The organism is Streptomyces sp. NBC_01142, assembly GCF_026341125.1.
In the GTDB taxonomy this organism is placed as follows: domain Bacteria; phylum Actinomycetota; class Actinomycetes; order Streptomycetales; family Streptomycetaceae; genus Streptomyces.
The window spans coordinates 33,903-58,431 of the sequence record NZ_JAPEOR010000005.1 but is presented as its reverse complement, the minus strand read 5'-3'; the positions used below and the strand labels follow the sequence as shown (position 1 = coordinate 58,431).

Annotated in this window: 31 protein-coding genes; 6 read left to right on the top strand and 25 right to left on the bottom strand. The window is 71.4% G+C overall.

Annotated features, from left to right (window positions below; genetic code table 11):
* Window positions 1-86 precede the first annotated feature (86 nt).
* The 17 genes from OG883_RS43750 to OG883_RS43670 all read right to left on the bottom strand — a co-directional run bounded on the left by OG883_RS43750 (window position 87) and on the right by OG883_RS43670 (window position 13,874).
* The gene (locus tag OG883_RS43750; RefSeq protein WP_266553980.1) at window positions 87-1,478 is read right to left on the bottom strand and encodes a hypothetical protein; all 1,392 of its coding nucleotides are present in this window, start codon (window positions 1,476-1,478) and stop codon (window positions 87-89) included.
* 451 nt (window positions 1,479-1,929) lie between these two features.
* On the bottom strand, window positions 1,930-3,462 hold the full coding sequence (locus OG883_RS43745) for a hypothetical protein (RefSeq protein WP_266553978.1): 1,533 nt from the start codon (window positions 3,460-3,462) through the stop codon (window positions 1,930-1,932).
* Between the two features lie 50 nt (window positions 3,463-3,512).
* Window positions 3,513-3,866 carry a hypothetical protein gene (locus OG883_RS43740; RefSeq protein WP_266553976.1) on the bottom strand — a complete coding sequence of 118 codons (354 nt, stop codon included), beginning with the start codon at window positions 3,864-3,866 and terminating at the stop codon, window positions 3,513-3,515.
* A complete protein-coding gene (locus tag OG883_RS43735) occupies window positions 3,863-4,312 on the bottom strand; it encodes a hypothetical protein (RefSeq protein ID WP_266553974.1) in 450 nt (149 codons plus the stop codon). Before OG883_RS43735 ends, OG883_RS43740 begins: the two co-directional genes overlap by 4 nt.
* Before the next feature lie 48 nt (window positions 4,313-4,360).
* Entirely contained in the window at window positions 4,361-4,525 is a 165-nt protein-coding gene (locus OG883_RS43730; protein ID WP_266553972.1) for a hypothetical protein, read from the bottom strand.
* 17 nt (window positions 4,526-4,542) lie between these two features.
* Window positions 4,543-5,814, bottom strand: coding sequence for a phosphoadenosine phosphosulfate reductase family protein (locus OG883_RS43725; protein WP_266553970.1), 1,272 nt, complete (start codon window positions 5,812-5,814; stop codon window positions 4,543-4,545).
* A gap of 35 nt (window positions 5,815-5,849) precedes the next feature.
* Window positions 5,850-6,635, bottom strand: a complete 786-nt coding sequence (locus tag OG883_RS43720) for a hypothetical protein (protein ID WP_266553968.1) — start codon at window positions 6,633-6,635, stop codon at window positions 5,850-5,852.
* 16 nt (window positions 6,636-6,651) lie between these two features.
* Window positions 6,652-7,098, bottom strand: a complete 447-nt coding sequence (locus OG883_RS43715) for a hypothetical protein (RefSeq protein WP_266553966.1) — start codon at window positions 7,096-7,098, stop codon at window positions 6,652-6,654.
* A gap of 200 nt (window positions 7,099-7,298) precedes the next feature.
* Entirely contained in the window at window positions 7,299-7,832 is a 534-nt protein-coding gene (locus tag OG883_RS43710) for a hypothetical protein (protein WP_266553964.1), read from the bottom strand.
* Window positions 7,833-7,991: 159 nt separating this feature from the next.
* Entirely contained in the window at window positions 7,992-8,963 is a 972-nt protein-coding gene (locus tag OG883_RS43705; RefSeq protein WP_266553962.1) for an AAA family ATPase, read from the bottom strand.
* A 158-nt stretch (window positions 8,964-9,121) separates the two neighbouring features.
* Window positions 9,122-9,814: a hypothetical protein gene (locus tag OG883_RS43700; protein WP_266553960.1), complete on the bottom strand. Its 693-nt coding sequence runs from the start codon at window positions 9,812-9,814 to the stop codon at window positions 9,122-9,124.
* A gap of 207 nt (window positions 9,815-10,021) precedes the next feature.
* Window positions 10,022-10,405, bottom strand: a complete 384-nt coding sequence (locus OG883_RS43695; RefSeq protein ID WP_266553958.1) for a hypothetical protein — start codon at window positions 10,403-10,405, stop codon at window positions 10,022-10,024.
* Between the two features lie 108 nt (window positions 10,406-10,513).
* Window positions 10,514-11,245, bottom strand: coding sequence for a VWA domain-containing protein (locus OG883_RS43690; protein ID WP_266553956.1), 732 nt, complete (start codon window positions 11,243-11,245; stop codon window positions 10,514-10,516).
* A gap of 95 nt (window positions 11,246-11,340) precedes the next feature.
* Complete coding sequence (locus tag OG883_RS43685) at window positions 11,341-12,006, bottom strand: DUF6884 domain-containing protein (protein ID WP_266553954.1); 666 nt, start codon at window positions 12,004-12,006, stop codon at window positions 11,341-11,343.
* A 44-nt stretch (window positions 12,007-12,050) separates the two neighbouring features.
* Window positions 12,051-12,833, bottom strand: a complete 783-nt coding sequence (locus tag OG883_RS43680) for a hypothetical protein (protein WP_266553952.1) — start codon at window positions 12,831-12,833, stop codon at window positions 12,051-12,053.
* A 46-nt stretch (window positions 12,834-12,879) separates the two neighbouring features.
* On the bottom strand, window positions 12,880-13,479 hold the full coding sequence (locus OG883_RS43675; RefSeq protein ID WP_266553950.1) for a hypothetical protein: 600 nt from the start codon (window positions 13,477-13,479) through the stop codon (window positions 12,880-12,882).
* A complete protein-coding gene (locus OG883_RS43670) occupies window positions 13,479-13,874 on the bottom strand; it encodes a hypothetical protein (RefSeq protein WP_266553948.1) in 396 nt (131 codons plus the stop codon). The genes OG883_RS43675 and OG883_RS43670 overlap by 1 nt, the downstream gene beginning before the upstream one ends.
* 181 nt (window positions 13,875-14,055) lie before the next feature.
* Here OG883_RS43670 and OG883_RS43665 point away from each other — a divergent pair, with 181 nt between their 5' ends.
* From OG883_RS43665 to OG883_RS43640, 6 genes are all read left to right on the top strand, one after another.
* Window positions 14,056-14,415: a hypothetical protein gene (locus OG883_RS43665; RefSeq protein WP_266553946.1), complete on the top strand. Its 360-nt coding sequence runs from the start codon at window positions 14,056-14,058 to the stop codon at window positions 14,413-14,415.
* 332 nt (window positions 14,416-14,747) lie between these two features.
* Window positions 14,748-15,272, top strand: coding sequence for a hypothetical protein (locus OG883_RS43660; RefSeq protein ID WP_266553944.1), 525 nt, complete (start codon window positions 14,748-14,750; stop codon window positions 15,270-15,272).
* A gap of 173 nt (window positions 15,273-15,445) precedes the next feature.
* Window positions 15,446-16,339: a hypothetical protein gene (locus OG883_RS43655; RefSeq protein ID WP_266553942.1), complete on the top strand. Its 894-nt coding sequence runs from the start codon at window positions 15,446-15,448 to the stop codon at window positions 16,337-16,339.
* Between the two features lie 113 nt (window positions 16,340-16,452).
* Window positions 16,453-16,980, top strand: coding sequence for a hypothetical protein (locus OG883_RS43650; RefSeq protein WP_266553940.1), 528 nt, complete (start codon window positions 16,453-16,455; stop codon window positions 16,978-16,980).
* Between the two features lie 91 nt (window positions 16,981-17,071).
* Window positions 17,072-17,875: a hypothetical protein gene (locus OG883_RS43645; RefSeq protein ID WP_266553938.1), complete on the top strand. Its 804-nt coding sequence runs from the start codon at window positions 17,072-17,074 to the stop codon at window positions 17,873-17,875.
* A gap of 40 nt (window positions 17,876-17,915) precedes the next feature.
* The gene (locus OG883_RS43640; protein ID WP_266553936.1) at window positions 17,916-18,296 is read left to right on the top strand and encodes a hypothetical protein; all 381 of its coding nucleotides are present in this window, start codon (window positions 17,916-17,918) and stop codon (window positions 18,294-18,296) included.
* 222 nt (window positions 18,297-18,518) lie between these two features.
* Here the strand turns inward: OG883_RS43640 and OG883_RS43635 are convergent, their stop codons facing one another.
* From OG883_RS43635 to OG883_RS43600, 8 genes are all read right to left on the bottom strand, one after another.
* Complete coding sequence (locus tag OG883_RS43635) at window positions 18,519-18,782, bottom strand: hypothetical protein (RefSeq protein WP_266553934.1); 264 nt, start codon at window positions 18,780-18,782, stop codon at window positions 18,519-18,521.
* Between the two features lie 244 nt (window positions 18,783-19,026).
* Complete coding sequence (locus OG883_RS43630; RefSeq protein WP_266553932.1) at window positions 19,027-20,034, bottom strand: hypothetical protein; 1,008 nt, start codon at window positions 20,032-20,034, stop codon at window positions 19,027-19,029.
* Window positions 20,031-20,504 carry a hypothetical protein gene (locus OG883_RS43625; protein ID WP_266553930.1) on the bottom strand — a complete coding sequence of 158 codons (474 nt, stop codon included), beginning with the start codon at window positions 20,502-20,504 and terminating at the stop codon, window positions 20,031-20,033. The genes OG883_RS43630 and OG883_RS43625 overlap by 4 nt, the downstream gene beginning before the upstream one ends.
* A 13-nt stretch (window positions 20,505-20,517) precedes the next feature.
* A complete protein-coding gene (locus OG883_RS43620) occupies window positions 20,518-21,813 on the bottom strand; it encodes a hypothetical protein (protein WP_266553928.1) in 1,296 nt (431 codons plus the stop codon).
* Window positions 21,806-23,392, bottom strand: coding sequence for a DUF2637 domain-containing protein (locus OG883_RS43615; RefSeq protein WP_266554218.1), 1,587 nt, complete (start codon window positions 23,390-23,392; stop codon window positions 21,806-21,808). The genes OG883_RS43620 and OG883_RS43615 overlap by 8 nt, the downstream gene beginning before the upstream one ends.
* A 265-nt stretch (window positions 23,393-23,657) precedes the next feature.
* Complete coding sequence (locus tag OG883_RS43610) at window positions 23,658-23,822, bottom strand: hypothetical protein (protein WP_266553926.1); 165 nt, start codon at window positions 23,820-23,822, stop codon at window positions 23,658-23,660.
* Entirely contained in the window at window positions 23,819-24,337 is a 519-nt protein-coding gene (locus OG883_RS43605; RefSeq protein WP_266553924.1) for a hypothetical protein, read from the bottom strand. The genes OG883_RS43610 and OG883_RS43605 overlap by 4 nt, the downstream gene beginning before the upstream one ends.
* Complete coding sequence (locus tag OG883_RS43600; RefSeq protein WP_266553922.1) at window positions 24,337-24,525, bottom strand: hypothetical protein; 189 nt, start codon at window positions 24,523-24,525, stop codon at window positions 24,337-24,339. Before OG883_RS43600 ends, OG883_RS43605 begins: the two co-directional genes overlap by 1 nt.
* Window positions 24,526-24,529 lie beyond the last annotated feature (4 nt).

Below are 24,529 nucleotides of genomic sequence, written 5' to 3'. Positions count from 1 at the left end.
GCGTAGGAGTCGGACGTGAAGTCGGAAGGGGGCTCCCACTTCCCTCGGGCTTCCTCGCGGTCCATGCCGGCCAGCGCCGCGACAAGTTAGTCCGGAGCAGGCACCAGGACTCCCGGGCACAGCGCGCGGCGCGGTCGCGTCGTGATCAGGCTGGCGGGGGCGGACGGGTCGGCATTGTGGGCGGTGACGCACCAGCCCCGGTCGTCGGCCCAGGTCAGGAAGGACCCTTTGGAGCCGTTCGGGCCGGGGAAGGGGTGGCCGGGCAGGGTGACCCAGGCGCCGAGATTGCCGGCGGTGTCGAAGTCGACGCCGTACCCGTCGTCCCGGTCATCGACGGTGAACTCCGCCTGGACCAGGGCGGACACCACGGAGTCGACATAGGCCGTCTGCAGGCCGGGCGCGCAGGTCGCCGGCACCTCCACCTCGGTCGGGACCATCCGGCCGGCCACCCACTGGAGGACGTCGCTGCGGCGCATCCTCCACGATGACGGGAGGGGCGTGAGGAACGCGTCGGCGAACTCCCGTGCGGGCAGGCCGCGAAGGCCACTGCCGCGGCAGAGACCGCACAGGCATGCCACCGGAACCGACGGCTCCCCACGGTGGTAGTGAGGCCGGTGCGCGGCGTGCTGGTCGTCGAGGGCCTCGAGCCAGCCGGTGCCCTGGCAACCGGAGCACGCCCCCTGAGCAGCCGGGGCGCTGCCGCCGAGGGCGTGCGCGAGGAGGGCCCTGGCCACGAGGACCCGGTCAGCCGCCGCGGTGACCGCGAAACTGCCGTGCACGGGCTCGGTTCCCCAGGGCCGCGGGTACGTCACGGCCTGGATCCGCAGCCCGTGCGGTGTGTAGGTCCAGATCTGCCGGAACGAGCGTCGGCCCGGGACCGGCGCAATCCCGTAGACCACGTCGTCCGCCAGCGGAATCTGTCCGTACGGATGCCGCAACAGATCGCGCAGCGGGCCGGCGAAGGCGAGCACGACCGCGAACACGTACTGCTGCGCGGCATGGTGCCACGGACCAGCCGTGTCCCAGGGTGATTGCGTCCCCTCCGGCGGCTGCACTCCGAACCAGCTCGCGTAGCGCTGAACGCCGGCGGCCCGCGCCATGGCGGCGATGGCCTGGAGGACCTGGGGCAGCGGCATGTCCATCATCGCCATCGGGACCCGCAGCCGGTCCCACATCTCGATCGGGCCCCCGCCGGCCGCGGCGTGCAGGTCGGTGCAGAACTCCCGACAGGTCTGAGGCGATGGCCATCCGGAATCGGCCGCCTCAACCAGGTGATGCCGCATCCGCTCCCGCCAACTCGCGTGCACCGCGGCGTCGGCGGCGAGCTCCTGCAGAGCGACGCGGGCCTCCTGGCGCGTGGGCACTGCGGTGGTGGATCCGGAGCGGACGAGGGCGAGGGCTTCGCTCAAGGAGAGCTGTGGCATGAGGGCTTGGAGTTCCCGGGCACGCTGCTTTGCGGTCGTGCGCTTCTTGGTCACGAGGTCGCTTCCTTCGGCCGTGACACCGAGACCCACGCCGCGTGCCACAGCGGAATCAGAGACCAACAAGGCGGAGTCGCTCACCACGGGGTCCGCAAACCCTTGCCGGCAATGTCATCAGCGGGCGTGGACGGCGATGACGGCGGCCTTGGCAGTACGTGTCTGGCCAGGCCGTCATCGTAGCGATGCCGCACCCCGGCGACTGCCGGAATCCGAGCTCCGTGCTCCCGTGCGCCCCCCTCGCCGCGCAGCCGCGCACTCGCTGGAGACTGCTCTCAGCTACGGCAGCAGCTCGCCGGAGTTGCCCTGCACGCGGCCTGCGCTCCTCGACCGGATCGCGCCCAGCTTCGTGTAGTCCTCGGTACATGTGCGCCTCGCCGTCGACACCTTCGGCAGCCGCTGCCCGATCCGGCGCACCACACCCTGAACGGGGCCGGCCCGCGCGCACGGATCAGGCCGCCTCCAGTGCGGGCACACGCGTCACGCCCGAGGGACGGATGACCGGCACGACGCGCGAGCCGCGACTGAGCGGGTGACGAACGAGCGGCCGGATGGGATCCCACCGGGTCCCGATGAGCCCGGTGATCTCCACCCACCTGCGCTCGAAGGAATCCCTGTTCTTGTCGTCGGCGCCGCTCGGCGCGGCCACGAGGTACGCCTCCGCCGCGGGATACCCCTCGCCCCGGTCGAGATAGTGCAGACGCTTGATCTGCGAGCGCTCGCCGTGGCGCAGCCGTACGCCCTCCTCACGGGACCAGTCGAGCAGGGTGAACTCCGCCTCCAGTCGCGAGCCCTCCCACACGGTCCGCACCGACCGCCACGCCGCGCCCTTGACCTGGTCGCCGCGGCAGCCGGCGTCGAGACCGGCGCACTGCGGCGCCAGCTCGGTCCGCTCGTCGTCGTCGCCCATCTCGTACGACGAGTGCGCGCGCCGGCACGCGGTGGTCCGCTCGGTGCGGCACCACCAGCGCGGCCGGGGACACCGGGTCCCGTGATGGCGGCGGCAGTCCTTCGTACGGCCGGGCAGGTACAGGCGGCGCACCTCGTACAGGGAGAACGGCGCCGCGTCCAGGCGCTCCTCGAAGGCGGTGAGCACCGCGTCGTTGCGCTCGTCCTCGGCGAGCTGCTGGTATAGCGACCGCGTGCCGTACAGCGACATCGGTTCGTTCAGCGCCATCGAGGCGTACTCCATCGCCAGCGCATCGGCGGCGAGGTCCGGGTGCTCGCGCAGCCGGTCCTCGTGCCGATCCCGCGATGCACACACGCCACTAAAGGGGCAAAAGGTGCAATAGCTCTTCTTGATGGGCTCGCCGAGGCGCTGAAGGACGTACGCCTCCACCGCGGCCCGGTCCATCCCGGCGTCCACCAGCGGATACGAGGGCTCGCAGATCACCCGCCCGGCCTTCTCGTTCAGCCGGTCCTGGATCTTCGAGTCCTTCTCCATCCGCGGCCGCTCCCCGGCGTGGTAGCCGATGACGCGGCGGAAGGTCTCCTGGCCGAACTCGGCGAAGGCCCAGTGGTCAAGGCACCATCCCTTAAACCGAATTGAGCAGGTCCTACGCCCGGAAGCCATCTGGGGCACGGTGCCGCCGGTCAGCAGCCAGTCCGACAGCCGCCACGGGCCGGCCTGATGGATGCGGCGGGTGGCGCGTGAGTCATCAAGGACCAGGACCCCGTCGGAGTCGGACCGGCCCATCCTCGCCACCTGAACCACGCGCACCCTGCGCTCGGCGAGCAGCGGGAGCACGAACCGGTCCACGTACGAGAGAGAATCCGGCCACTCATTGCCCGTTACGGCATGCAAAACGATCAAATCTGACAGGTCGGGTTCGAGTCCGTAGCGAGCGGGGTCCTCGAGGAACATCAGCAGGATCGCGGTCGAGTCGGCGCCGAGACCGTACGACAAGACCGTCCTCGGCTTGACGGGCCGGGCCGGCCCGCGGGGGGCGGGCAGCGAGAACAGGACGGGGGCGGCGGTGGACACGGGCAGATTCCTTGGGAGTTGAGGGCGCCGGCGCGACGGGGGCGGGAAAGTCAACGCCGTGGCACGGGGGCGGATCCGGGGCGGGGCAGACGGTGCGGCAGTTCGGCCACCCAGGCCGTGAAGGCGGCGGGCGGGCGGAAGCCGGCGGCCGTCATGACCGCGCGCAGCTCGTCGGTGGTCACCAGGACCTGCGGCACCGCGGCGCCCGGTGTGAGCGGCAGCCGGAACCCGAGAGCGGCGGCGACGTCGCGCACGAACCACAGCACGTCGCCCTCGCGTGCACGCACCCGCAGGTGCGCGCAGTCGTAGACGACCGTGGTGGTCGTGCGGGGTTGGCCGCCGCGCCGGGGCCCGGCGGCGGGAGCGCGGCGGGCGGTGGGGGCCGGAGCGGGGCGGGGGTTCACTGGGTGACGTCGCCGGTGAGCAGGTCGACGGTGAGGGTGTCGCCGTTCAGGGGCTGGTCGGTGCCGGCCAGGTCGGCCAGCAGTTCGCTCACGTCGTCGAAGGCGAGGTCGACAGTGCTGACCGTGCCGTCGAGGTGGCGCAGCTCGGCGCTGTACTCGCACCAGAACCAGCCGTTCTCCCACTCCCAGGTGTCCAAGGCGACGGCGACCACCGGCCAACGCGAGTCGGTCTCCTTGTTCGCGACCACCTCGCGGGTGCGGTGGCGCAGCGCGGTGACCAACTTGTCGGCGTAGTGGGCGCTCTGGCGCCGGACACACGCGATCTCGATGTCGTTGAGCTGCGAGGCGTCGAGGGTGTCCAGAAGCCGGGCGAGTTCGGCGTCGAAGTCGGTGGTGCCGACGAGCGGGACCAGGGCGGCGGGCGAGGGCGCGGGAGTGAGGAGCAAGGACGAGGCCTTTCGTACGGGGGCAGGGACTTCGGGCACCGGGCGCGGTCAGGGGCGGCCGGTGCGGGCGCGGCGGGCGAGCATGCGGGTCTTGATCTGCTGCTGGGTGGGCGGGGTCCACTGGTGCCATCCGGCCGCCGTGGTCCACCGCTGTGCGTGCTCGCGGTGACCGATGCCGCAGTGCCGGCAGGCACTCGGGATGGTGGTCGTCATGAGGGTCCGTCTCGTTGTCAGGCGGCGAGTGCCAGGCGGTGGAGGTAGGCGGCGGCGGCGTCCTCGCCGAGGTGGTGGCGGATTGCGTCGCCACGGCGCCAGATGAGCGGGCCCTCTGCGGCCTCCCGGCGGGAGGCCTCCTCGACGACCTGGGCCAGGCTGAACTGGTTCTTGAAGCGGTGCCCGATCCGCTGCTCCAGGTCGACATACGTCTTCGGGGTCGGAAGGCCGAGCACCCAGCACAGCCGGACTGCCCGCACCAGCACCTCGAAGGACGCCAGAATGCAGAAGATGCAGCTCAGACGGGGGATGAGCGTGTCGTACACCGGGTGGTAGTCGAGCGTCTGGTCGGCGATCTCCTGCCAGATATCCGTCTCGGAGAGGTGGAACACCGGGTGCCACGTCAGCACGAGGCGGCGTCCGTTGCTGGCGCGGTGGTCGATGGCGAGCTCGTGCTTCTTGCGGCGCGAGGGCGACTCGGCGGCGCGGATGCCCAGGCAGTTGACGATCAGCGCCTGGTCGTCGAGGCCGAGCTCGTCGACGATCTGCGTGAACAGCTTGGCCGCCTCGTCGCGCTTCAGCGTGGAGGTGCACAGCCGGTTCTGGGCGTCGGGCCACAGACCGCGCTTCTCGACCATGCCGAGGAACCCGACGGACGCCTTGACCACCACGAAGCGCAGCCCGTACCGCTCGGCCTGCTGCTGGGCAAGATCACGGACCCCGGGCCACTCCGCTTCCTCGCCGATATCGGCGTGGACCACGACGACCTTGTCGAGGCAGCCGGCGGCCTTCGCCCACCGCACCACGCGATCGAGCGCCACGACCGAGTCCTTGCCCGCGCTGGACTGCACGAGGATGGCGTGCGCGGCCTCGATCAGCGTCGCGGGCATCGCGGCGAGCTCTGCCAGCAGCGCGGTCTCCGCCTTGGTGCGGCCGCCCTTGGCGCGGGGCCGGTCCGATCCGGTCAGCACCCGGGCGGAGGCGAGCTCGCCCCCGAGCCGGGCATCTGCCCGCGCGCTCGCGGTGAAGGCGCGGCGCCACCGGGCACCTGCGGCATCGACGTCGGCCGCGCGCTCGCGGTAGACGCGCTCGGCGTCGGCGAGCGCATCCACCGCGCCGCCGCTGGGGGCACTGCGCAGCGCGAGACGGCGCTGGCGGCGCGTGGCGGCGGCCTCCTTGCGGCGGATCGAGGCCTTGCGAGCGGCCCGGTCGGCGGCCCGGCAGGCGCTCTCGGCGCTGGCCGAGATCCGGATGAGGTCGAGCAGGTGCAGGCGGGTGCTGAGGTGCACGGCGGCAGTTCCTTGGGTGGTCGGTGAGCAGCGCGTCAGAGGGTGAAGGCGCGGTCGTCCCGGTGGGTGAGCCACGCGGCGAAGGAGGCCGCCATACGGGCGCTCTCCTCCTGGACGCCGAGACCGCTGGGCATGTGCTCCTCGACGGTGTCCTCGGCGTGCGTGACCAGCGCGGTCCACGGCTTGGTGTGCATCCAGGCCGGGTGCCGGGCGCTGTAGGTGTAGAAGCCGGGGTTCCAGACCTCGCGGTAGAACAGCGCCTCGACGTCCCCGCGCCGGTAGACGATGCGGCTGTCGCCGTTGCTGTCGGTCTCGACACGCGCCTCCAGGCCGCTCGTGGCGAGGGCGGCGAGAAGGTAGTCGCCCGCAGGGGTGTCATCGGCCTCGGGCAGAGAGACCAGGCGGCGGCCGAGGTTGGTGATGTACGGATGCTGCTCCTCGTCCTCGGCCTGCTGGCCGCGCCGAGTGAGGCGGGTGACCAGGCCCTCGCGGACGAGCGAGTCGAGGATGCGTTCCTGAACCGGGGCTTCGATGCGGCCGGGTTCGACGGAGACGAGGGTGCTGAGCAGAGCGTCGGCCTTGGCGACGCTGAGCAGGGCGAAACGGCCAGCGGGAGTGATCTTGTGCCGGATGAGCATCGGGTCGTCGTCGCCGGCCGGGGCGGTCGTGATCCACCCGCGCTCGCGCAGGACGTTCAGCGAGCGGGTGGGAACACCCACCGGCAGCAGGCCGTCGGCGGCGCGGAGGGCCGCGAGCAGCCAGGTGCGCTGACGGGCGTTCGGAGGCGGGGTGTTGGGATCGGCGGCCAGGAAGGTCGGCATGTCGGTTCTCCGGTGGTCAGCGGTACAGGGCGACGCGCAGCCGTTCGCCGAAGTCGTAGGCGCGGCCGAGGTCGTCGAGGGCCATGCCGACCTCACGGTCGAAGTCGTGGCTCTCAACGCGGGGGCCGAAGTGCAGGGTGGTGTCGTAACGGCGCCACCGCTTCTCGGAGTTGAGCGAGAAGGTCACCGCGTCGGGCAGCTCCGTGCCGACCTGCGCGAAGTACTCCTTGAGGGCCTCGCGCAGCAGCTCGAAGTCGTCCGGGTGCGCGGAGGGGGGAACCTCGTCGCCGACGCGGTGTCCGTTGCGCTGGCGGCCGCATCCCTCGCACAGTTCCTGAGCGGCGGTGTTGTCGAACCGGCAGTCGGGGCCCTTGCACTGCCAGAGCAGGCCGGCCGCGCGGAAGACCTCACGAACGACCTCCTCCTGCTGCTCGTTCGCCGCCCGGAGTGCCTTCTCGATCACGGTGTCGGAAATGGGTGCCCTCCTGGGGTCGCGTACGAGCAGCAGCCGGGGCTACCGCCTGGTGACGCTTATAAGTTTACCAATAGAGGTGACATTGGTAAAGCTAAAAGCGTCACCGTGGGTGTGGTGGTCCCTGGTTCGTGTGCGGCTCGGCGGGTGCGGTGCGGGGTTGTCGGCGCGCGGCCGACGGTGGCGGCGGGTCAGCCGGCGTCGAGGGTCTCGCCGGGGCGCAGGAAGCGGCCGGTGTCGATGAAGTGCTGGCGGGAGACGGAGGATTCGGTGTCGTAGTCGCCGAACTGCCCGAAGGCGGTGTCGCATCCGCAGGTGCACGGGGACATGGGCTCGCCCTGCCCGTTGTGGGTCAGGTGGCAGCCGCGGCACCGCTCCTCGGTGCCCGGGTTCTCGAAGGCGCAGGCGCAGATCCAGGTGTCGCAGTCGCCGCACAGGCCGGTGCTCTCGGCCTGGTCGTCGTCGAGCGGTCCGTTGCAGTTGTCGCACAGGCCTGCCGGCCAGGTGAAGCCGAGCTTGCGCAGGGCCCAGGTGACCTCGTCGTACATGTCGCCGCCCGAGAGGTTCTGGTCGGCGATGTGGGTGAGCACGACGCGGGTCGCGGCCATGGGGTTGGGGATGCTGGAGCGGCGGGCGGCGTGGTCGGCGAGGAAGACCAGGGCGCGGGCGGTGTGGTCCAGCAGCAGGGAGAAGACGCGGGACGGGGCGTAGGGGGACGCGGTCAAGGGGGCTCCAGAGGTCGGGGTCGCGGTGGTGCGCGGCCTAGGCGGGCCGCTTGGGCGATGTGCACGCGTCCTCCTGCTGGTGGGGAGATGTGGGGCCCGTGGGGGCGGTAGTTGAGCGGCGGCGCCGCGGCGGCCGCGCATGCGGCCGCCGCGCCGGCGTCACGAGGCGTGTGCGTCCTGCGGGGCGGTGGCCGTCAGGGACCTGCCGCGCCGGGTGATGTAGTCGTCCAGGCGGACGAGGGTCAGCCCGTCGTCGTCGGTCATCAGCACGTCCTCCAGGCAGCGGCGGCGGACGGTATCGCGCAGCTGGCCGAGTCCGGCATGGGTGGCCTCGGGGTGGCGGGCCTGTGTGATCAGTTCCGTGACGGGCGCCTGCGGGGTGAACGGCTCGCCGTCCTCCAGCCAGGCCCGGACGCGGACGGCGAACTCGGCCCCGGGCCGGGCGACGACCGCGCCGGACAGGTCCGGCGAGAGCGCCTTGACCACGACGAGCGTGTTGTCGCTGTCCATCGCGCCGACGAAGTTGAACTCGTACTCCGCGCCGTCGCGGTGCTCGGGCCTACCGCCGAAGCGCCGCATGGCGTGACGGCCCTGCTCGTCGGCCTCCAGGTGGTAGTCGGTCTTCGAGCGCAGCGTCACGATGACGTGGCCGGGGTAGGCGAACAGGGCGTCCCACATCCGGCGTTCACGCGGCCTGACCTCGGTCCAGCCGGACTTGTTGCCGCTGGAGCCGCGCTTGGAGGCGTCGTCGACCTGTTCGAGAACGCCGCCGTGGCCGGACCAGAACAGCGTGTACGGGTCGACGATCACGGTCTCGTAGCCCTGCGCCGCGCATTCGGCCAGAGCCGCGACGAGCGCCTCCGGCGAGCAGTACGCCAGGGGCGGGCAGGTGTGGAAGTCGAACCGGCCGGCGTACTTCGAGGCATGTCCGTGGACCGCCTCGATGACCGCGGTCGAGGACCCGAGCGCGGAGGCCAACTCCAGTGCGGTGAACGACTTTCCGGAACCGCTGGGCCCCATCAGCGCGATGCGTCCCAGGATCTGGGTGTTGACCGCGGGGCTGAACGGGAACTGCGGGTGGAGCGGACGAGCGGCGGGGGCTTCCTGTGGGTGCGTCATGGTGTCCGTCAAGAGACCTCCGGGAACACCTCGGTGTTTCAGGGTCCGGTCCGCAGGGGCCGCGCACGGGAGCGCGAGGCGCCCCCGGGGGCCGGAACCGACTCCCTCTGACGCTATTAAGTTTACCACAGGTACATTGGAAAATGGCTGGTCAGTGGGTGTCCTGCCAGCTATTTGGAGGGCTCTTCCTTGTCGGATTGGCCGGTTTGCTCGGCCGCCTTCTTCGCGTAGTAGTTGTCGCCGGGCAGTAGGCGGAAGGGCTGTCCCTCCGGCGTGAAGCCGTCCGGCTGGCGGCCGGCGTACCGCTCTGCTTTCCGCTCATCGGCGCCGGCTGCCCACTCCTCCAGCGTCTCCCGGAACCAGTACGGACGCTCGAGCTCGTCGATCCCGTCGGGCGCGGGGGCGCGGCCGAGGGTGCGGGAGGAGGTGAAGCTGTTCTCCGAGCCGAAGCCGGCGATCTCCCACGCGTGCGCGTTGTAGTAGCGGAGCCGTCCCCCGGTCTCGCGATCCACCTCGAGCGGCTTCTCGCCGGAATCGGGACCGGGCTGCTCGGCCCGGCGGGGGTCGATGGTCGGCTTGGCCGGCGCCCACTTCCCTCTTCCGCCTCGCCGCTCCATGAGGCTCTCGTCCGCGTTCATGTAGCCCACGGCCTTCAGGAAGGCGACCACGACCTTGCGGGGGTAGCGCGGCGACTCGTCGTTCGCCTCCGGGACCTTGACGTCCATCGCCTTGGCGACCATGCGCAGCGGCGGTTCCCCGCCCGTCTTGCGCGCCACCTGGTGCCACTTCTGCGCGGCCTGCCGGCCCACGCCGGCTAGCTTCGCGATCTCGTTTAGGGTCAGCAGTTCGTCCTTGCGGGCCATCACGGCTCCTTGTCGCTAATAAATAAATCCACGGCCGATGGTACGGCAATTTATATGGGTCAGGTACTGCGCTGCGCGGCGCGTCTGTGCACGCCGCCGCCCAGTCGTGGAGCGCCGAAAGCCCCGGGGACGGGGGCCCGGGGCTTAAGGACAGGCGGGGAAAGGACCTTCAGGGTGACCCGGCGCAGGCAGGTCGTCCCGTGGCGGTCAGCTGAAGACGAGGTCGGAACAGCCGCAGTCGTCGTGCCGGCAGGGCAGCCGACCGTCCGCGGTCAGGCGGGGGGCGTGGGTGGCGGCCGAGTGCGCGCAGACGCACGGATCGCCCAGCGCGGCACCCGCCACCGCGCGCCGCTGGTGCCGCTCGGCGAGCCCCGCATTCAGGTCGCGCTCCGCCTCCGCCTCCGCGAGCGCGGCCAGCAGTCCGGCCGTATCCAGCACGCCCTTCATCTCGGTGGTGTCGACCTGGGCCAGCGCGAGAGCCAGGTCCGGTTCGGCGGCGGCGCGGGTGAGCAGCAGCTGCAGCGCCGCGGCTTGCTCTCCGGCCGACCGGGAGGCGCTGCTGTAGGTCGCGTAGAAAGGCGGGTTGCTCATCGTGCGTCCCATTCTTCGCTCGGGCGCGGAGGAGATCCGCGCGCTCCGCTGAGGCTAAAGGGGCCGACGGGCCGGCCGCGGGGAGGCGGCCGGCTGCCCGGCTGACGGTCAGCTGCTGACCGACTGGCGCTCCCGGAGCCAGGGGGCGAACTCGTGGGTGATGCCGTCGTAGAGCTCTTCGTCGCCGATGTTCGTGGGGTCGTCGGCCGGGAAGAGCGAGACGTGGTCGGCCTTCAGCCCGAGAACGTCGAGGGTGCGCAGGAAGTCCACCTTCTTGCCGAAGGCGACGAAGGCCACGAACGCGTCCTCGTCCTCGTTGACGATCTCGTGCATGAGCGAGACCACCTCGGACCGGTCGTCCGGGTTGCCGTCGGTCTGGAAGACGATCAGCGCGGGCACCGTGGCTCCGGACTGCCGGTGCTGCTCGAGCACCGCCCGGAGGGCCTTCTCGTAGTACGTGCGGCCCATGTGGCCGAGCCCGCTGTGTGCCTCCTCGATCCGGCCTGCGTAGTCGTCCACGCTCAGCGTGATCGTGCCGTCGACCTCGGTGGAGAAGAACGTCACCGGAACCGAGCCGTCGTCGTCCAAGTTCCGTGCCAGGCCCAGGATCCGCTCGGCGAGGTACTGGACCGTGCCGTCGCTGTAGTACGGGCGCATGGAGCCCGAGCGGTCCAGGACGAGATAGACGGCCGCCCGCTGGCCGGTCAGCCCGGACTTCTGCAGGCTGTGGGCTGCCTTCTTGGTCAGGTCGGCGAGCGAGGTCCGCACCGGCGCCGCGGGCTGTGCGGCGGGGGCGGAGGAGACGGGGGCGGAGGAGTTGGTGAAGAGCTTCTTGAACATGGGTATTCCTGTCATCGGGCCGGGAGGGCCGTGGAGTTGATCTATGAACGGTGCGCGCCGCGGCCTGTGGACAGAGTCCGGACGCTGAGCGGCGTCTACGGGCGCACGCGGCCGCCGACGCGGGAGGGCCGGTACAGGTCGGCGAAGTAGGCCAGGTGCTCGCCGATCCCGCGGCCCGCCAGCGGGTGCTCGAGGGCGGGCCAAATCGTGCGGGCGAGATCCGCGTACGCCCTGCCGGCGAAGACCGTCACACGCGCGGCGCTCACGCCGAGGAAGTGGGCCTGCCGGGCAAGAACCCGCGGGGACACCGTGCCGTTCTGTCCGGCGCGCAGGTCGTAGTGCAGGATCCGGTCCTCGTCGCGCAGCAGCCCGAACTTCGCCGACAAGGTGAGGACGAGGGCCGAGCCGTCCGCGGAGGCGGCGGCCGCGGCCTTGCGGGCCGCGACATGGTACGGGCCCACGTACATCTCGGCGGCCGGGGCGACAGGTACGTCGAGCTTGCCCATCGAGCAGGGCACCAGCAGGACCTGCGGCAGCGGCTCCCAGCGGGCCCTGCGGCGGCCGGCACCAGTGATGCGGTGGCGCGGAGCGCGCGTCAGGGGCCCGAACCGGGGGTGGGCGTCCGTGGCGAGCACCTCGACCAGGCCCAGAGCGGCGAGCCGGTGCACCTCGGCGACCGGCAGGGACGGCGGGACATGCCCTTCGGCGTGCACCGCGGCGGCATGAAGCCCTGCGCGCTGCGGGGCGCTGAGCGAGGCCACGGCGACCGCTGACCTGCGTGAACTTCCGTTAGGTGACGGGTGGTTCACGGGCGCCGTCCCTCGTCGATCACGGCGAGGGGCATGGGCAGGCCGTAGTGGTGGGCCAGGGACTCGATCGCGTCCTGGTGGTCCTCGTAGCCGCGGCCCACCTCGGCGCCCGCCGCATCGGTGACGATCAGGGTCGACGTCGGCGAGGGGCCGTGCGAGGCGAGGACCACTGCACCCCCTGTGGACTCGGGTGCGTACCCGTCGAAGGTCACCTCGCGGCGGAACGCGTCGAGCGGGCCGACGCGGCGCATGCGCGCGGTGCACTGCGGCTCGTCAGGAACAACCGCGGCCGCGGACACGCAGTACCGGTTGCGCCGGATGCCGGTGAACTCGGCGCCGTGGAAGGCGTCTCCGACCGCATCGAGTGCCGCGTCCCACTGCTTGCGCGCCGCAGTGCCGGCCCTCGGCAAGGTGAGGCTGCCGTTGTGCGTCCAGACGACCTGGACACGCCAGCCGTCGGCACTGACGAAGTAGCCGGTCGCCGAGGTGCCGTCGGCGTCCAAGTCGTTCAGCCCGGTGTGCTCGGCGAGGAGGGTGCGCGCGCGGCGGATGTCCCACCGCTCCGCCTGGGCGACCGGCGCGTGCCGGCTCGCGGCGTCGTGGGTGTGGGCAGACGGGGGCAGGGTCTCCTCCAGGGGACGAAGTGGGGTCGGGGGCGGCAGGGCCAGCAGCCAGCTCGGAAAGTTCCTGCCGCCCCGGGACTGCGGGGGAGAGGAAGCGTGCTGCGCCCTCTCCCGGCGCGGCGGTGAGGCCGCGCCCCGGCGTGTGGAGCACCCCACCGGTCGACCCTTATAACTTAATCCAAATCAAAACATGCGTCACCTTTTAAGCGTCAGTCGGGATGTGGGGAAGCTCGTCCTCGGTCGTGGGCCGTGAGAAGTCGACGACCGTGGTCTCCCGCAGAGTCGTACCCGCCGGCCCCGGGTTCCTGCCCGGCTGCGCGGCGTCCGCCCGCTGCGGGCGCAGCCGCCCCAGATGGCAGCGGACGTCGTCGGCGCTCAGCAGCCCGTGAGCCTGAAGCCCTTCGATCTCGTAGAACCGTGCCGCGACACGTCCGCCCGGAGGGGCGGAAGGGACCGGCTCCGGCAACCCTTCGACCGGCAGATCGCGCTCGGCGATCGTGCGGCGGGTCACCTCGCGGATGTGCTCGGTCAGCGCGATCCGGGACACCCACGGCCGCTCCCGCGCGAGTGTCACGTGCTCCCGCGCCAGGGCGGGGGAGGCGAGGCGGTGGCTGGTGTACTCGTGGACCTCGGCGTCGTCCGACCGGCGGTAGACGGACACCGACCACGTCACCTGCCGTTCCAGGCGCAAGGAGTCTTCCGGTACCTCCTGGGTGCTGATCGGGGCGATGGGTGACCACCTCCTCGTGCGGCGGGGTTCAGCCGCGGCCGACGAGGCGGGGGTGAGGGTGACGGCGGACATCAGGCCGGCACCCGGTGCGCCCGTGCGGCGTGCGGCCGCGTCCGCCCGGGGCGCGACCCGACGGAGGGCGGGGGGCTGTCGGGGGCGTGGCACCAGGAGCACCGCACGCGCCGCTCCGAGGCGGAGGGCTGCTCGATCGCCGGGGAGCGGGTCAGGCGGGTGCAGCCTTCGCAGGTGTACCAGCCCAGCGCGTTGAGGCCGTCCTCGGTGATCGCGTACCGGGCACTCTCGCTCGTCCGCGTCACGTAGCCGCGCTGCACCAGGGTGTCCAGGACGCGGGCCGTGTACGTGGCAGAGCGCAGCTGCCAGGCGCAACCGGCGCTCCAGGTGCCGCCGTTGAGGCGTGCGAGGGCGCCGAGGACGGTGAGCTGGTGACGGCCGAGCGGGCGGGTCAAGGGACCTCCAGGGTGTCGAACTGACGGTGGCGCACGGGAGATCGCGGGTGCGGCCACCTTCCGGGATGACGCAAATAAGTTGACTCAATGGATCATCTCAAGTTAACGTTATTGCGTCAACAGGGTTGGTTCGACACCGACGGCACCGCCTGCCGGTGCCCATCTACGACAGGGGGCCAGGGTGGACGCGCACGGCACGAGCACCGGGGACACGGACGGCAACGACGGCCAGTTCTACACCGCCGACGTCGTGGCCCTGCACGCCAAGGACCGCTCACCGTGCCACCTCACCGGCGACGACGAGCACCGGCACCACCGGGGCAGGCCGCTCAACCCTGAGTGCGCCGCGCTCGGCGGCCGCAACGGCTACGGCGTGCTCTGCAGCTGCGGCGACGTCATCGACTCCGGCAGCAAGCTCGCCGCCATCGAGGACAAGGCCCGCCACCTCGCCCTCCACCGGGGCGACCTCCTGGTCCACCGCGTCGTCCACGACTCCCACGGCCCCCAGGTGATCCACGAGATCCAGACCCTGGGCCGCTGAACGCGATCACGGACGGGCACGTCACCGCCGCGGCACACACGCGCACCTGCGCGACGACCGGGCGGCCTTCGCCGCAGCCGTCAGGCGCATCGAGGACCCGAAGATCCGCGCCGGCGTCTTCCACCGGCTCGACGGCCGCTCGGCAGAGCTCACCGTCTGGCACGCCCTCAAGCCCGTCTACGCCGAGACGTTCCAGGACGACACCGGCGACTGAAGCCCGCCCGGAGCGCGGCGGCCGGCCGCTGTCCACAGGCCACCTGGCGGACAGTCGTGCCGCCGCCCCCGGCCCGCCAACTCCCCTACCCGAAGCAGAAAGTGAGATCCACCCCGCGATGTCCCACACCGCCCGCCAGCTCACGATCACCACGACCGCCGTCGCCGCCGCGCTCCTGCTCACGGCCTGCGGCTCCCACCAGCCCGAGCCGCTGGAGCACGGCACGGTGAAGAAGAAGCACCACGATGCGGAGACCAAGACGCCGATCTACCAGGACCGCTACCGCGAGACCAACTGCCGCAGCGTCACCACCAACGCGCTCACCCTTACCGGCATCAGCCGGCCGTCGACGACCGGCGGCTCCGGCGGACGCTCGTCCACCACCGGCGGAGGGGGCGTGTCGAAGGTGAAGCCGGGGACGCCGAACAAGGTCGGCAAGGGCAACTCCAACGGATCCAGCGGCGGATCGGGCGGCGGCGGGAGCCGCCGGGTCTGCGACCGCCAGTACCTCGGACGCGTGCAGACCGGCGTGCACAAGACCCCGGAAGCCTGGAAGGTCCTGATCGTCAAGGGAGACCGCTCCCGCTGGAAGCCGGTCACCGAGGCGAAGTGGCGCACGATCAAGGTCGGCGACCGCATCTGAGCCAGGCGGCCGCCGCTGTCCACAGGTGCACGCGCGAACGCCGGACTCTGTCCACAGGCCACCCGGCACATCGTGATCCGGTCCTGACCCATCACAGGACACCGCCGGGCCGACCGACACGGATTCGGTCCGGCGGGACGCACCTCGTGAAAGGCACCCGGCCGATGTCACCGATGTCCACGACCGCCGCCTGGATTCTCTCCGTCGCCGGCTCGGGGATGTGCCTGTTCCTCGCCGCGCAGGCCTTCCGATTCTGGATAGCCCAGGACTGGCCGCGGGTGTGCAGCACCCTGGTCGCGGTCGTGGTCGTCTCGACGGTGGTGTTCCGCCCGACGCTTCCCCTCGAGCTGGCGGCCAAGCTCCGGGCGTCCCTCCGCAAGGACCTCGAAGCCGACCCCGGTCCTACGGACCACGACACGACCAGCGCGGACGGTCTGGGACACGCGGACGGCCCGCCATGGGGCACCATCGCGCTCGTCCTCGGCATCGCGGCCGCCGCCGTCGCTCTGCTGCTCGCCGCCCTCGCACTCGCCGCCGGCCTGCGCCGCCGCCGCGAGCGCACCCAGCAGCAGACGCGCCGCTCCGGCGAACTCGCCAAGCGGCGCGCCGACTTGGAGGCGCGTCACGACGCGGTGCGTGACGCCTACGGAGACTTCGAGATGAACCTGCTCGACAACCTCCACCGCCTGGCCCTGGGCGACGTGAACGTGCCCCAGACCGCCCGCCTCATCGACGCCCTCGACGCCGCGCGCGACGCCCGCATCTCCACCGCCCCCGAAGCCCTCGACACCTACCGCAAGGCCGTCACCGCCCTCGAACTCGCCTGGAAGAGCGCCGACCACCACGCCCGCACCACCGGCGCCGGCTACCTTCCGCGCACCGAGCGCCGCAACATCGAACAGGCCCAGGCAGCACTTGCCGTCGCCCGCGACGAGCGCGGGTACGCACCCCAGCGCCAGCTCGCCCTGCGCCGCGCACTGACCCTGATCGAGAGCGTCATCCCCGTCCCCCAGGAGGCGATCGCCGCCCTGGAGACCAGCACCCGGCCCGCCCTGGCCAGTCACTGAGCACCGCCCGCCCCGCTGTCACACCCGGCTGGTAGAAGGAACTCCGAGGCCGGCGGACCAGCCCCAGGGGCGCCACCCGCCCGCCAACCAACACCGTGAGGGGAACCGACACCGTGCCGCCCACCCACCGCCCGCCCCGGCCGACCCGGGCCACCGACCTGGCGCGCGCCCAGCAGGCCGTCGACGCTCTGTCCCTGGGCGCCCCGGACTGGGACACCACCCGCGACGTCCTGCGCGAGCACTCCTGGCGAAGCATCCTCCTGCGGGCCGCGCTGCGCACGGTCGCGGCCGGCGGCGAACTCCACGAGGCAATCAGCGGCAGGGGCTGGCAAGCCCGCGACACTCGACGGGACCACTATCAACAGTTCTTCAAGACGGAAGGCAGGATGCTCAGCCTGTTGAAGGCCGCGGCCGTCGTACGCCGTCCGCGCGGCGCACACGGCCAACGGCTCACCCGCAGCCAGCTCCTCGAGCAGGCCTACAAGATCGAGAACACCTCGGCGGCACAGGGCTTCTTCGCCCGGGAGACCGACGAGGAAGCGGCACTCGGCTGCGTACGAATCGGTCTCGGGCTGGTGCACCACCTCGTCAGCGGCGCCCCGCTGCCCGCGAACTGTTCCGCCGGCCACGACTGGCACTAGCCCGGCCCGAGCCGCCGCATCCGACTGCCCGCACAACCGAGTTGACGCGCCGCAGAACATCATCCCGACCGACCCACAGAAGGACTCCTCCGTGAGCTACATGCGCTTTCAGGACCCCCACGGCTCCGCCCACCTCACCGGCCACGAGCGCCCCTGGCTCCACAGCCAGATACACGACCACGCCCGTGGACTGCTCTTCGACTCTCCGGACGCCGGCGAACGGGCACACACCCTGTTCGACCTGCTGCCGGCGGACCACGAACTGCGGGAGATCCCGCTGGGCCACCAGGTGAGCCCGTATCGATGGCTGGGCGTGTACGCCCGCTCGCTGCACAACGTCATCTTCGACGACCCGATCGTCGACTACCGCGGTCACCAGGTCCGGCCCCTGACCCTGCTCCTCAACACCGCAATGGACAGCGGCCCGGACCCGCTGCGCCTCGCCGCCCGCCTGATGGGCCAGTGCGAGATCAACACCTGGGTCGACGGACCCCACCGCGGCTGGCTGGCCAACGTCATCGACGAGGGTCTCGACTCGGGTCACTTCCGCGCGGAGTGCGGCTGGGCGGACGTACAGCGCCTCCTGCGCGAGCGCGACAACCACCCCGTCGTCGTCTCCGCCAGCGAGTCCTTCCCGACATGGTGGACCGCCCGCCTGCGGACACCGGACGGCGAGGACCTGGACGGCGACGAGGCCGAGCAGATGTGGGATGCGCTCACCCCGGCCGAGCAATGGACGCGCGGGATGGAGGCACTGCGCAGCCGTACGGCAGAGCTTCTGGAGATGACCCCCGACTGGGCGGACTACCGGTTCGGATCCACCCTGTCCCTGGGAGACCTCCTGGCCCCCGACTACACCCGCCGCCTGGACCACGCCTTCCAGCTGACCGGCTGAACCACACCCCAGATCCGCAACCCGACCAGGAGCCATCCCTTTGGACGCCAGCGTCTACCTCGACCGCACCGATCTGAAGAACGCGGTACTCGCACTCCTCATCCCGCCCAGCGGTCCCGAACCTCACCCGACGGTCTTCGCCACCGGCACCGAGATCAACGGTGAGGCGGCCAATCCGGCAAGCCTGAGCCGGGTCCACCGGCATCTGGACGAGCGGGCCGAGAACGCGCATCTCGACGACATGGACGCCGACGACCTCCAGGACGAACTCGCCGAACTCTTCGGCGCCGGCGAGGGCGTCCTCATCGAGAAGGCCGACCCCGATGCCGACCGGGAAACGGCCCACCAGCTCATCACCGCCCTGGCCGCCGCCTACCCGCTGCCGCTGGCCGTACGGGACAGCCTCCCGCTCGCGCCCTGAACAGCCCGCGGCCACCCCGATTGCCCAGCACCGGCACGCCGCGCGACCAGCACCGGCGACGAAGGAGAGGACGAGCCCGAAGTCCGAGACCCGAGCCGGCAACGCGCCGTCCACCGACGTCCCACCGCCTCCCGTGCAGCGGGCGGTTGAGGGTTCGGGAGCCGCAAAAACGAACTGACCCCAGGTAGCGACACACCTTGCGTGATGTGTCGCGACCTGGGGTCAGTTCGTGAACGCGTGCCAGACACTCCAGAGGACGAGTAGGCCGGCGACCGCCGCGGCGACGGCGTCGCCTCGGGAGGGCCGCCAGGCAGCAGTGCGGGCGAACGGGCTGATCCACGCGATGCGCTGGACGCACTCGCCCACGGGGTAGTCGCCATCGTGACGCCGGCGGCGGTGGCGTACGCCGTGGCCTTCCGCGCCGGCCCGGAAGGTGTAGGGCCGGGACGCCGTGCCACAGCGCGGGCAGTTGTACGTGAACGGCACGGCCGCCTCCTGATCCGATCGGTGGTCACCCGGATCGTAGAGGGCAAAGGCCGTGGCCGTGGGCGGGCAGGGGCTCTTTCTCGCCGCCGGCGAGGGCGTCGTCCTGGGTGGGGTCCAGCCTGTAGACGCGATGTCGACAGGCCGTAGGCGAGGGTGTCGACGGGCCGTCGACGGCGGTGAGATGAGCGGTAGATGCCCTGGTAGATGGGGGTGTAGATGACATCTACACCCCCGCAGGGCCGGATCATGCGACGGCGCCAGGGGAGGGGTCGGGAACAGCCTGGAGGTGGGGGTGAACGGGGGTGCTGTGCCCGGCCGGCACGGGGGCCTCAGCGGGGGGTGCGGTGAGGGGTGCGACGGGGCCCGCTTCCTCGGCCTGGCCGGGGGTGGTCGGGGGCCCCTCCGACGGGGCCGGGAGGGCGGGTCGGGCGAGGGCCTCCAGGGCCTCGTCCAGAGAGGTGCCGAACGCCTCCTGCAGCTCGTCGGCGCGGACCCCCCAGGTGGGCCCCTTCCCCTTCGCCCGAACGTTCCTGCTGACGGGGATCCCGACAGCAGTGCACCACTCCCGCAGCCGGGGCTGATCCCAGCCGCCGAAGCCCTGCGCCTCCTTCTGAAGCCGCTCGAGGAGCTCGGCGATGTGCACGCCCATGTGCTCCGGCGCAGCATCCCGGACAGCGGCCACGATGAACCGCGCGAGCCCACGGGCGAACCGGTCCTGGTCGGATTCCTGATCCTGCTCCCCCGCAGAATTTTCATGATCGTTTTGGGTGGCGGTCTCCTGCAGCGGGGGAGCGATCATCCACGCGGCGATCACCCACACCACCCCGAGGACGGCACCGCCGACCGGCGCGAACGGAGCGATGTACGGCCAGGCGAGCCACATGAACAGCCAGATGACCCCCGCGATGACGACGGCGGCGAACAGGATGATCAGGCAGCCCAGGCCGACCCGCTCGATCGCGTCATCGGAGGTGGCCGGAGCCGTCTTCTTGGAGACCTTGGTGGTGCTCGGCCCCGACTTGTTTGCGGAGCCATCGTCAGCGGGCTCGCCGCCCTGCTCCGGTGCGGCCTTCGCCGGCGGAGCATCAAGGTTCATGGCCGCCGTCCAGCCGAGCTTGACGACCCGGGCCACCCTGCGCAGCAGGAATGACGCGATGAGGCGCGACCCGGTCAACAGTGGGAGGAGGAGCAGCCGCGGCGTCTGCCTGGCGCCCTGGAACGGGATGCTGATCTCCTTGAGCAGCGCTCTCATGCGAGCTTCTCCAGGAACGCGCTGGTCACCTTGAAGAGGATCCCCCAGAACGCACCCGCGACGCCGCACGCGACGCCGAAGCTCAGGCCGAAGAGCGCAGGGGGAAGACGCCGCTGCCATTCGGGCAGGAAGGCCAGGACGCCGAGGACCAAGGCGAGACCGGCAGGTGAAGCGCCGGCGATGAGATTCGGATCGGTGAGGGTCGAGGCCGCTGTGCCGTGGACTCCCTCGGCCAGATTCCTCCAGGTCCCCCCAGCGATCATGAACAGGACGCCGATCACGGCAGCGAGTCCGGCGAGGTAGCGGCGGTCGTCGAAGTACTTCCGGGTGAGCTTCGACTTGTTGCGGATGGCGATGATCAGGACGATGAAACCGGCGGCCGCGAGGGACGAGAGACCGACCGCTCCCAGGCCCTGGGTGAAGCTGGCGCCGGAAGCGGGCGCGGCGAGCACGGTGTTCATGGGGATCACGGGTGTGTGCCTTTCAGATGACAGGGCCGTTGGAGTACAGCGCGCAGACGAGCAGGGAGGTGGCCAGCGGGATGCGCGCCAGCCAGCGCTTGAGCAGGCCGCCGTGGCGAGTGCGCCACACCAGCCAGCCCGAGGCGCCGCACATGGTGAGGCCGACGACGAGCAGGGAGGTGTCGGCCTGGCTCAGGCCGACGTAGCGGGCGATCGTGTCGGAGGTGTACGGCAGGAGCGCCTGGCCGAGGCGACGCCCGACTTCGGCGGAGACGAACACCGCGCCGAGGCGGCCCAGGGCGCCGAACGGCACGAACGGCGCGAGCATTTCACTGCCCGCGACTTTCCACGCCGTGAACCCCCCGCCGAGCGCCATGCCCGCCCCGAGCAGCCCGCCGGCAGCGGTGACGGCGGCCGGCGGGAACTGGGACAGGTAGGCGTTCAGACCGATGGCGCTGCCGACCGCTGCCGCGGTCCCGTTGAAGGTGATGACGCGCCAGAACCTGGTCGGGCGCCACCGCTTCACCGGCTGCGTACGGATCTGGAGGGTCGGCTGCGGCTTGCGGACATCGAGGACCTGCGGGCGGGCGGAGGGCTCCTCGCCCGCGGCCTCATCCGGCTCCGGGGCCTCGGGCTCGGGGCTCTTCTGGACCTCGATGAGGACCGGTCCGCCGTCGGCCGGCACCGTCAGCACGTGCCCGGTGTAGGTGTCGAGGTCTGCGTCCTGGTCCTTGTAGAGGCGGTCCCACCAGCCGGACATGGTGTCGCGCGGCGACCCCTTCGCAGGAGGCGCGGCCTTCGGCTCGTCCCGGGAGACGCGCCACCAATCCGGGTCGTCCTCCGGCGTCGCGGGCGGCGATTCCGGCATGGGCGGAAGGGCAGGCTCCGCCCCGCTCCCCCGGGGAGCGGGCACACCCTCTTCTGGGGCGCTGACCTGCGCATCTACAGCATCTACAGGGGCATCTACATGCGGGTCTGCAGGGGCTGGGACCGACGTCGTGGCCGTCACCTGGCCACCGTCACGGCCCGCTGCCTCCGGGTGCGGCGCGGGTACGGGCACCTCGGCCGGCAGTGGCACGTGGAACGGGTCGGTCTTCTCGTCTGCGGTGGTCATATTCCCTCCCTCCTCGGAGGCTCCGGTGATCCGCTCGCCCTGAAGGGCGAAGTGGATCAGCATGCGTATGAACTTCTCGTTGTGGTCGGCGTCGTGGCAGGTCAGCGGCCCTGCTGTGGAGCTGGCGTGAGGCCTGGGGCCGGGCGGGACGCCCGACCCCAGACGGGCCGCGCTGGAAAGGTCTTCGCGGGTCGGCTCAGCCATCGGCCGCGGCCGCGGCCTTGCGTGCCGCCTCCTTGAGGGCCTTGGTCATCCAGCCCGGCGAGCGGCCGAGTTCTTTCACGAAGTCCTTCTGCGTGAGGCTCGGGTTCGCCTTCTTCGCGGCGAACCAGTCGGCGGCCGCCTTGGCCCGCTCCGCCTCCTCCGGGCTCGGGGCGCCGACGGTGGCGTGAACCGAGCTCGGTGCCGGCGCCTTCGCGGCGTGTGCGCGATGGGTGCGGCGTGAATTCACGGCGCGGTCGTTCACGCCGTCGTCGCCGCCGTTCACGCGCTCCTCTTCACGATCGTCGGGGTGCTCGTTCACGGCCTTGTCCGGCGCCGAGTTCACGGTGCCGCCGCCGTCGTTCACGCCGCCTGATTCACGGTCGGCGGGGTGGTTCACGCGCAGCTGCGCCGGCTGCTTCACGCTCCACTCCGGCCGATTCACGGTCTCGGCTTCACGCGTGAATTCACGGGGCTTCACGATCAGCGTGAATCCGTTCACGGTGCCTGTGAACAGCGGATTTACGGAGTTCACGCGGTTCACGCTGGCGTCGTTCACGGAGGGTGTGAACGGCTTCATGCGTGAATCGGCGACGCTCGCCGACCCGTTCACGCCTGGCCGTGAACCGTGCCCGCGTGAACCGTTCACGGGGCGGCCGGCCGGTGCGTGAACCTGCGGATTCACGCGCTGCCCGGCGTCCGGTTTCACGGTGCCCGGTTCACGCCCGGCCGCCGCGTTCACGGCTGCCGGCCGCGGCGCCGGCGCTTGCCCGACGCGAGGGTTCACGCCGGCGTCGACGTCGGCGTTCACGGGGTACGAAGGAACGTTCATGCCTTCACCGGCGGGAAGGCCCGGCGCTCCATCCGCGGTCGAGGTGAGCGCGAGGGCGTCGGCGACGTGGGCCTCCAGCGCGTTGCCCTCCGGCGCCGGCGCCGCAGGAGGGGCCGGGGCGAGGGCGCGGCCGGAGTTGAGCGGGACGCCGTAGCGGGTGAGCTTCAGCGGTAGCCGGGCCTCGACCGGGGCCTTGCGGCGCCAGGCGCGACCGAACCGGGTGCGCAGTCGGGCCTGGTAGACGAGGCGCTCCTGCTCGAGTTCGAGGACCCGGTCATACGAGCGCAGCTCCCACAGCTTCATCCGCCGCCACAACTTGAACGTGGGGAGCGGCGACAGCAGCCACCGGATCAGCCGGACGCCCTCCATGTGCTTGTCCGCGGTGATGTCGGCGATCCGGCCGATGGCGTGCCGGGCGGCCTCGACCGTCACGACGAACAGGATCGGGATCACCGCGTGCATGCCGACCCCGAGCGGGTCGGGCCACGCCGCGGCGCCGTTGAACGCAATCGTCGCGCTGGTCAGCAGCCACGCGGTCTGCCGAAGCATGGGGAACGGCATCCGGAGCCAGGTCAGCAGCAGGTCCAGCGCGAGCAGGACGAGGATCCCCGCGTCGACCCCGAGCGGGAACACATGGGCGAACGTGCCGAAGCCCTTGCGGATCGCAAGGTCTCTGACCGCGGCGTACGAGCCGGCGAAGCCGATTCCGGCGATCACCACCGCGCCGCCGACCACGACACCGACGATCACGCGCTGCGCCTTGTTGAGCGGCTGCCGGTCCGGCTCGTCGGCCGAGGCCGCCGGGGATGTCGTAGGGGGAGTGCTGGAGGTGGTGGTCACCGTACTTCTCCTGTGCGAGGCGGCTCCGAGGGGGCGGAGTCGCAAGGGGGACAACGGGGTTCTGCCGTCCCCCGCGAGTTGCTGAGGGGCCCTGGCCGGCGGTCCGGCCGCCCCCGGCCTTGCCGCCGGGCTTTGGCGGTGGCGGCCGGAGCGGGGGAGGCCGGAGGCGCCGTCGTCACGAGGGGCCAGGCGCCCCCGCCCGGCGCATCTGCTTGAAGGCGGTCGCCCGGTCGGCGGCGCCGCGGATGTAGTCCTGCCGGCACTGGTCGACCGTGGCGGGTTCGGCGAGGATCTCGGTCGTGCGGGGCTGCGGTTCCTCGGGCGGAGTCTGCGTCGTCACTGCGCACCTCCGGCAAGAGCCATGGCGGTGATGTGAACGGTGGAGGTCCCGCAGTGCCCGCGGGCTTCCAGGTACTCGCCCGCGTACTGCAGGCCCGGCGCATTGATCGCCCTGACCAGAGAGTCGATCAGCGGGTTGGGCAGCGGGCGGCCGATGTGGACGGCCACGTCGGCCTCCAGCGGCGCCACGTCGCTGATCATGTCGAAGAGGCTGGCGACCAGGTCGTCGTCGGTGAGTCCACCGGCCTCGGGCCGAGCAGGCGGCGTGGCGGCCGGGACCGTGACGGTCAGCAGACCGGCCAGGGCGCCGCGCATCTCCATTACTTCCAGGACGAGTTCGTCCGCCGACATGCTCTTCAGATCGAGCTTGATTACGCGGCGCAGCACGTCGCGTGCAGCCTCGGCCGCCTTCACCCGGCGCTCGGCCGGACTCAGGTTGCCGAGCCGACTGCGGGCCATCCCCACGAACTCGACCAGGCTCGGGTGCACGGGCTCGAAGGGAGCGGGCGCGGACATCAGCACGCCCCCTTGGCGGCCGCCGTCTGGGCGGCCAGAGCCAGGTTGGACAGGTATGCCCCCGCGACCTCGGCGGCGCGGGCCCGAGTAGCGGTGTCCACCGCGGCGGCGATCGTCTTGGAGTGTGCGGAGCTCGTCGATCCGACCTGGCCGGCGGGGCGAGCGGGGTGATCACTAATCTGGGACACAGTT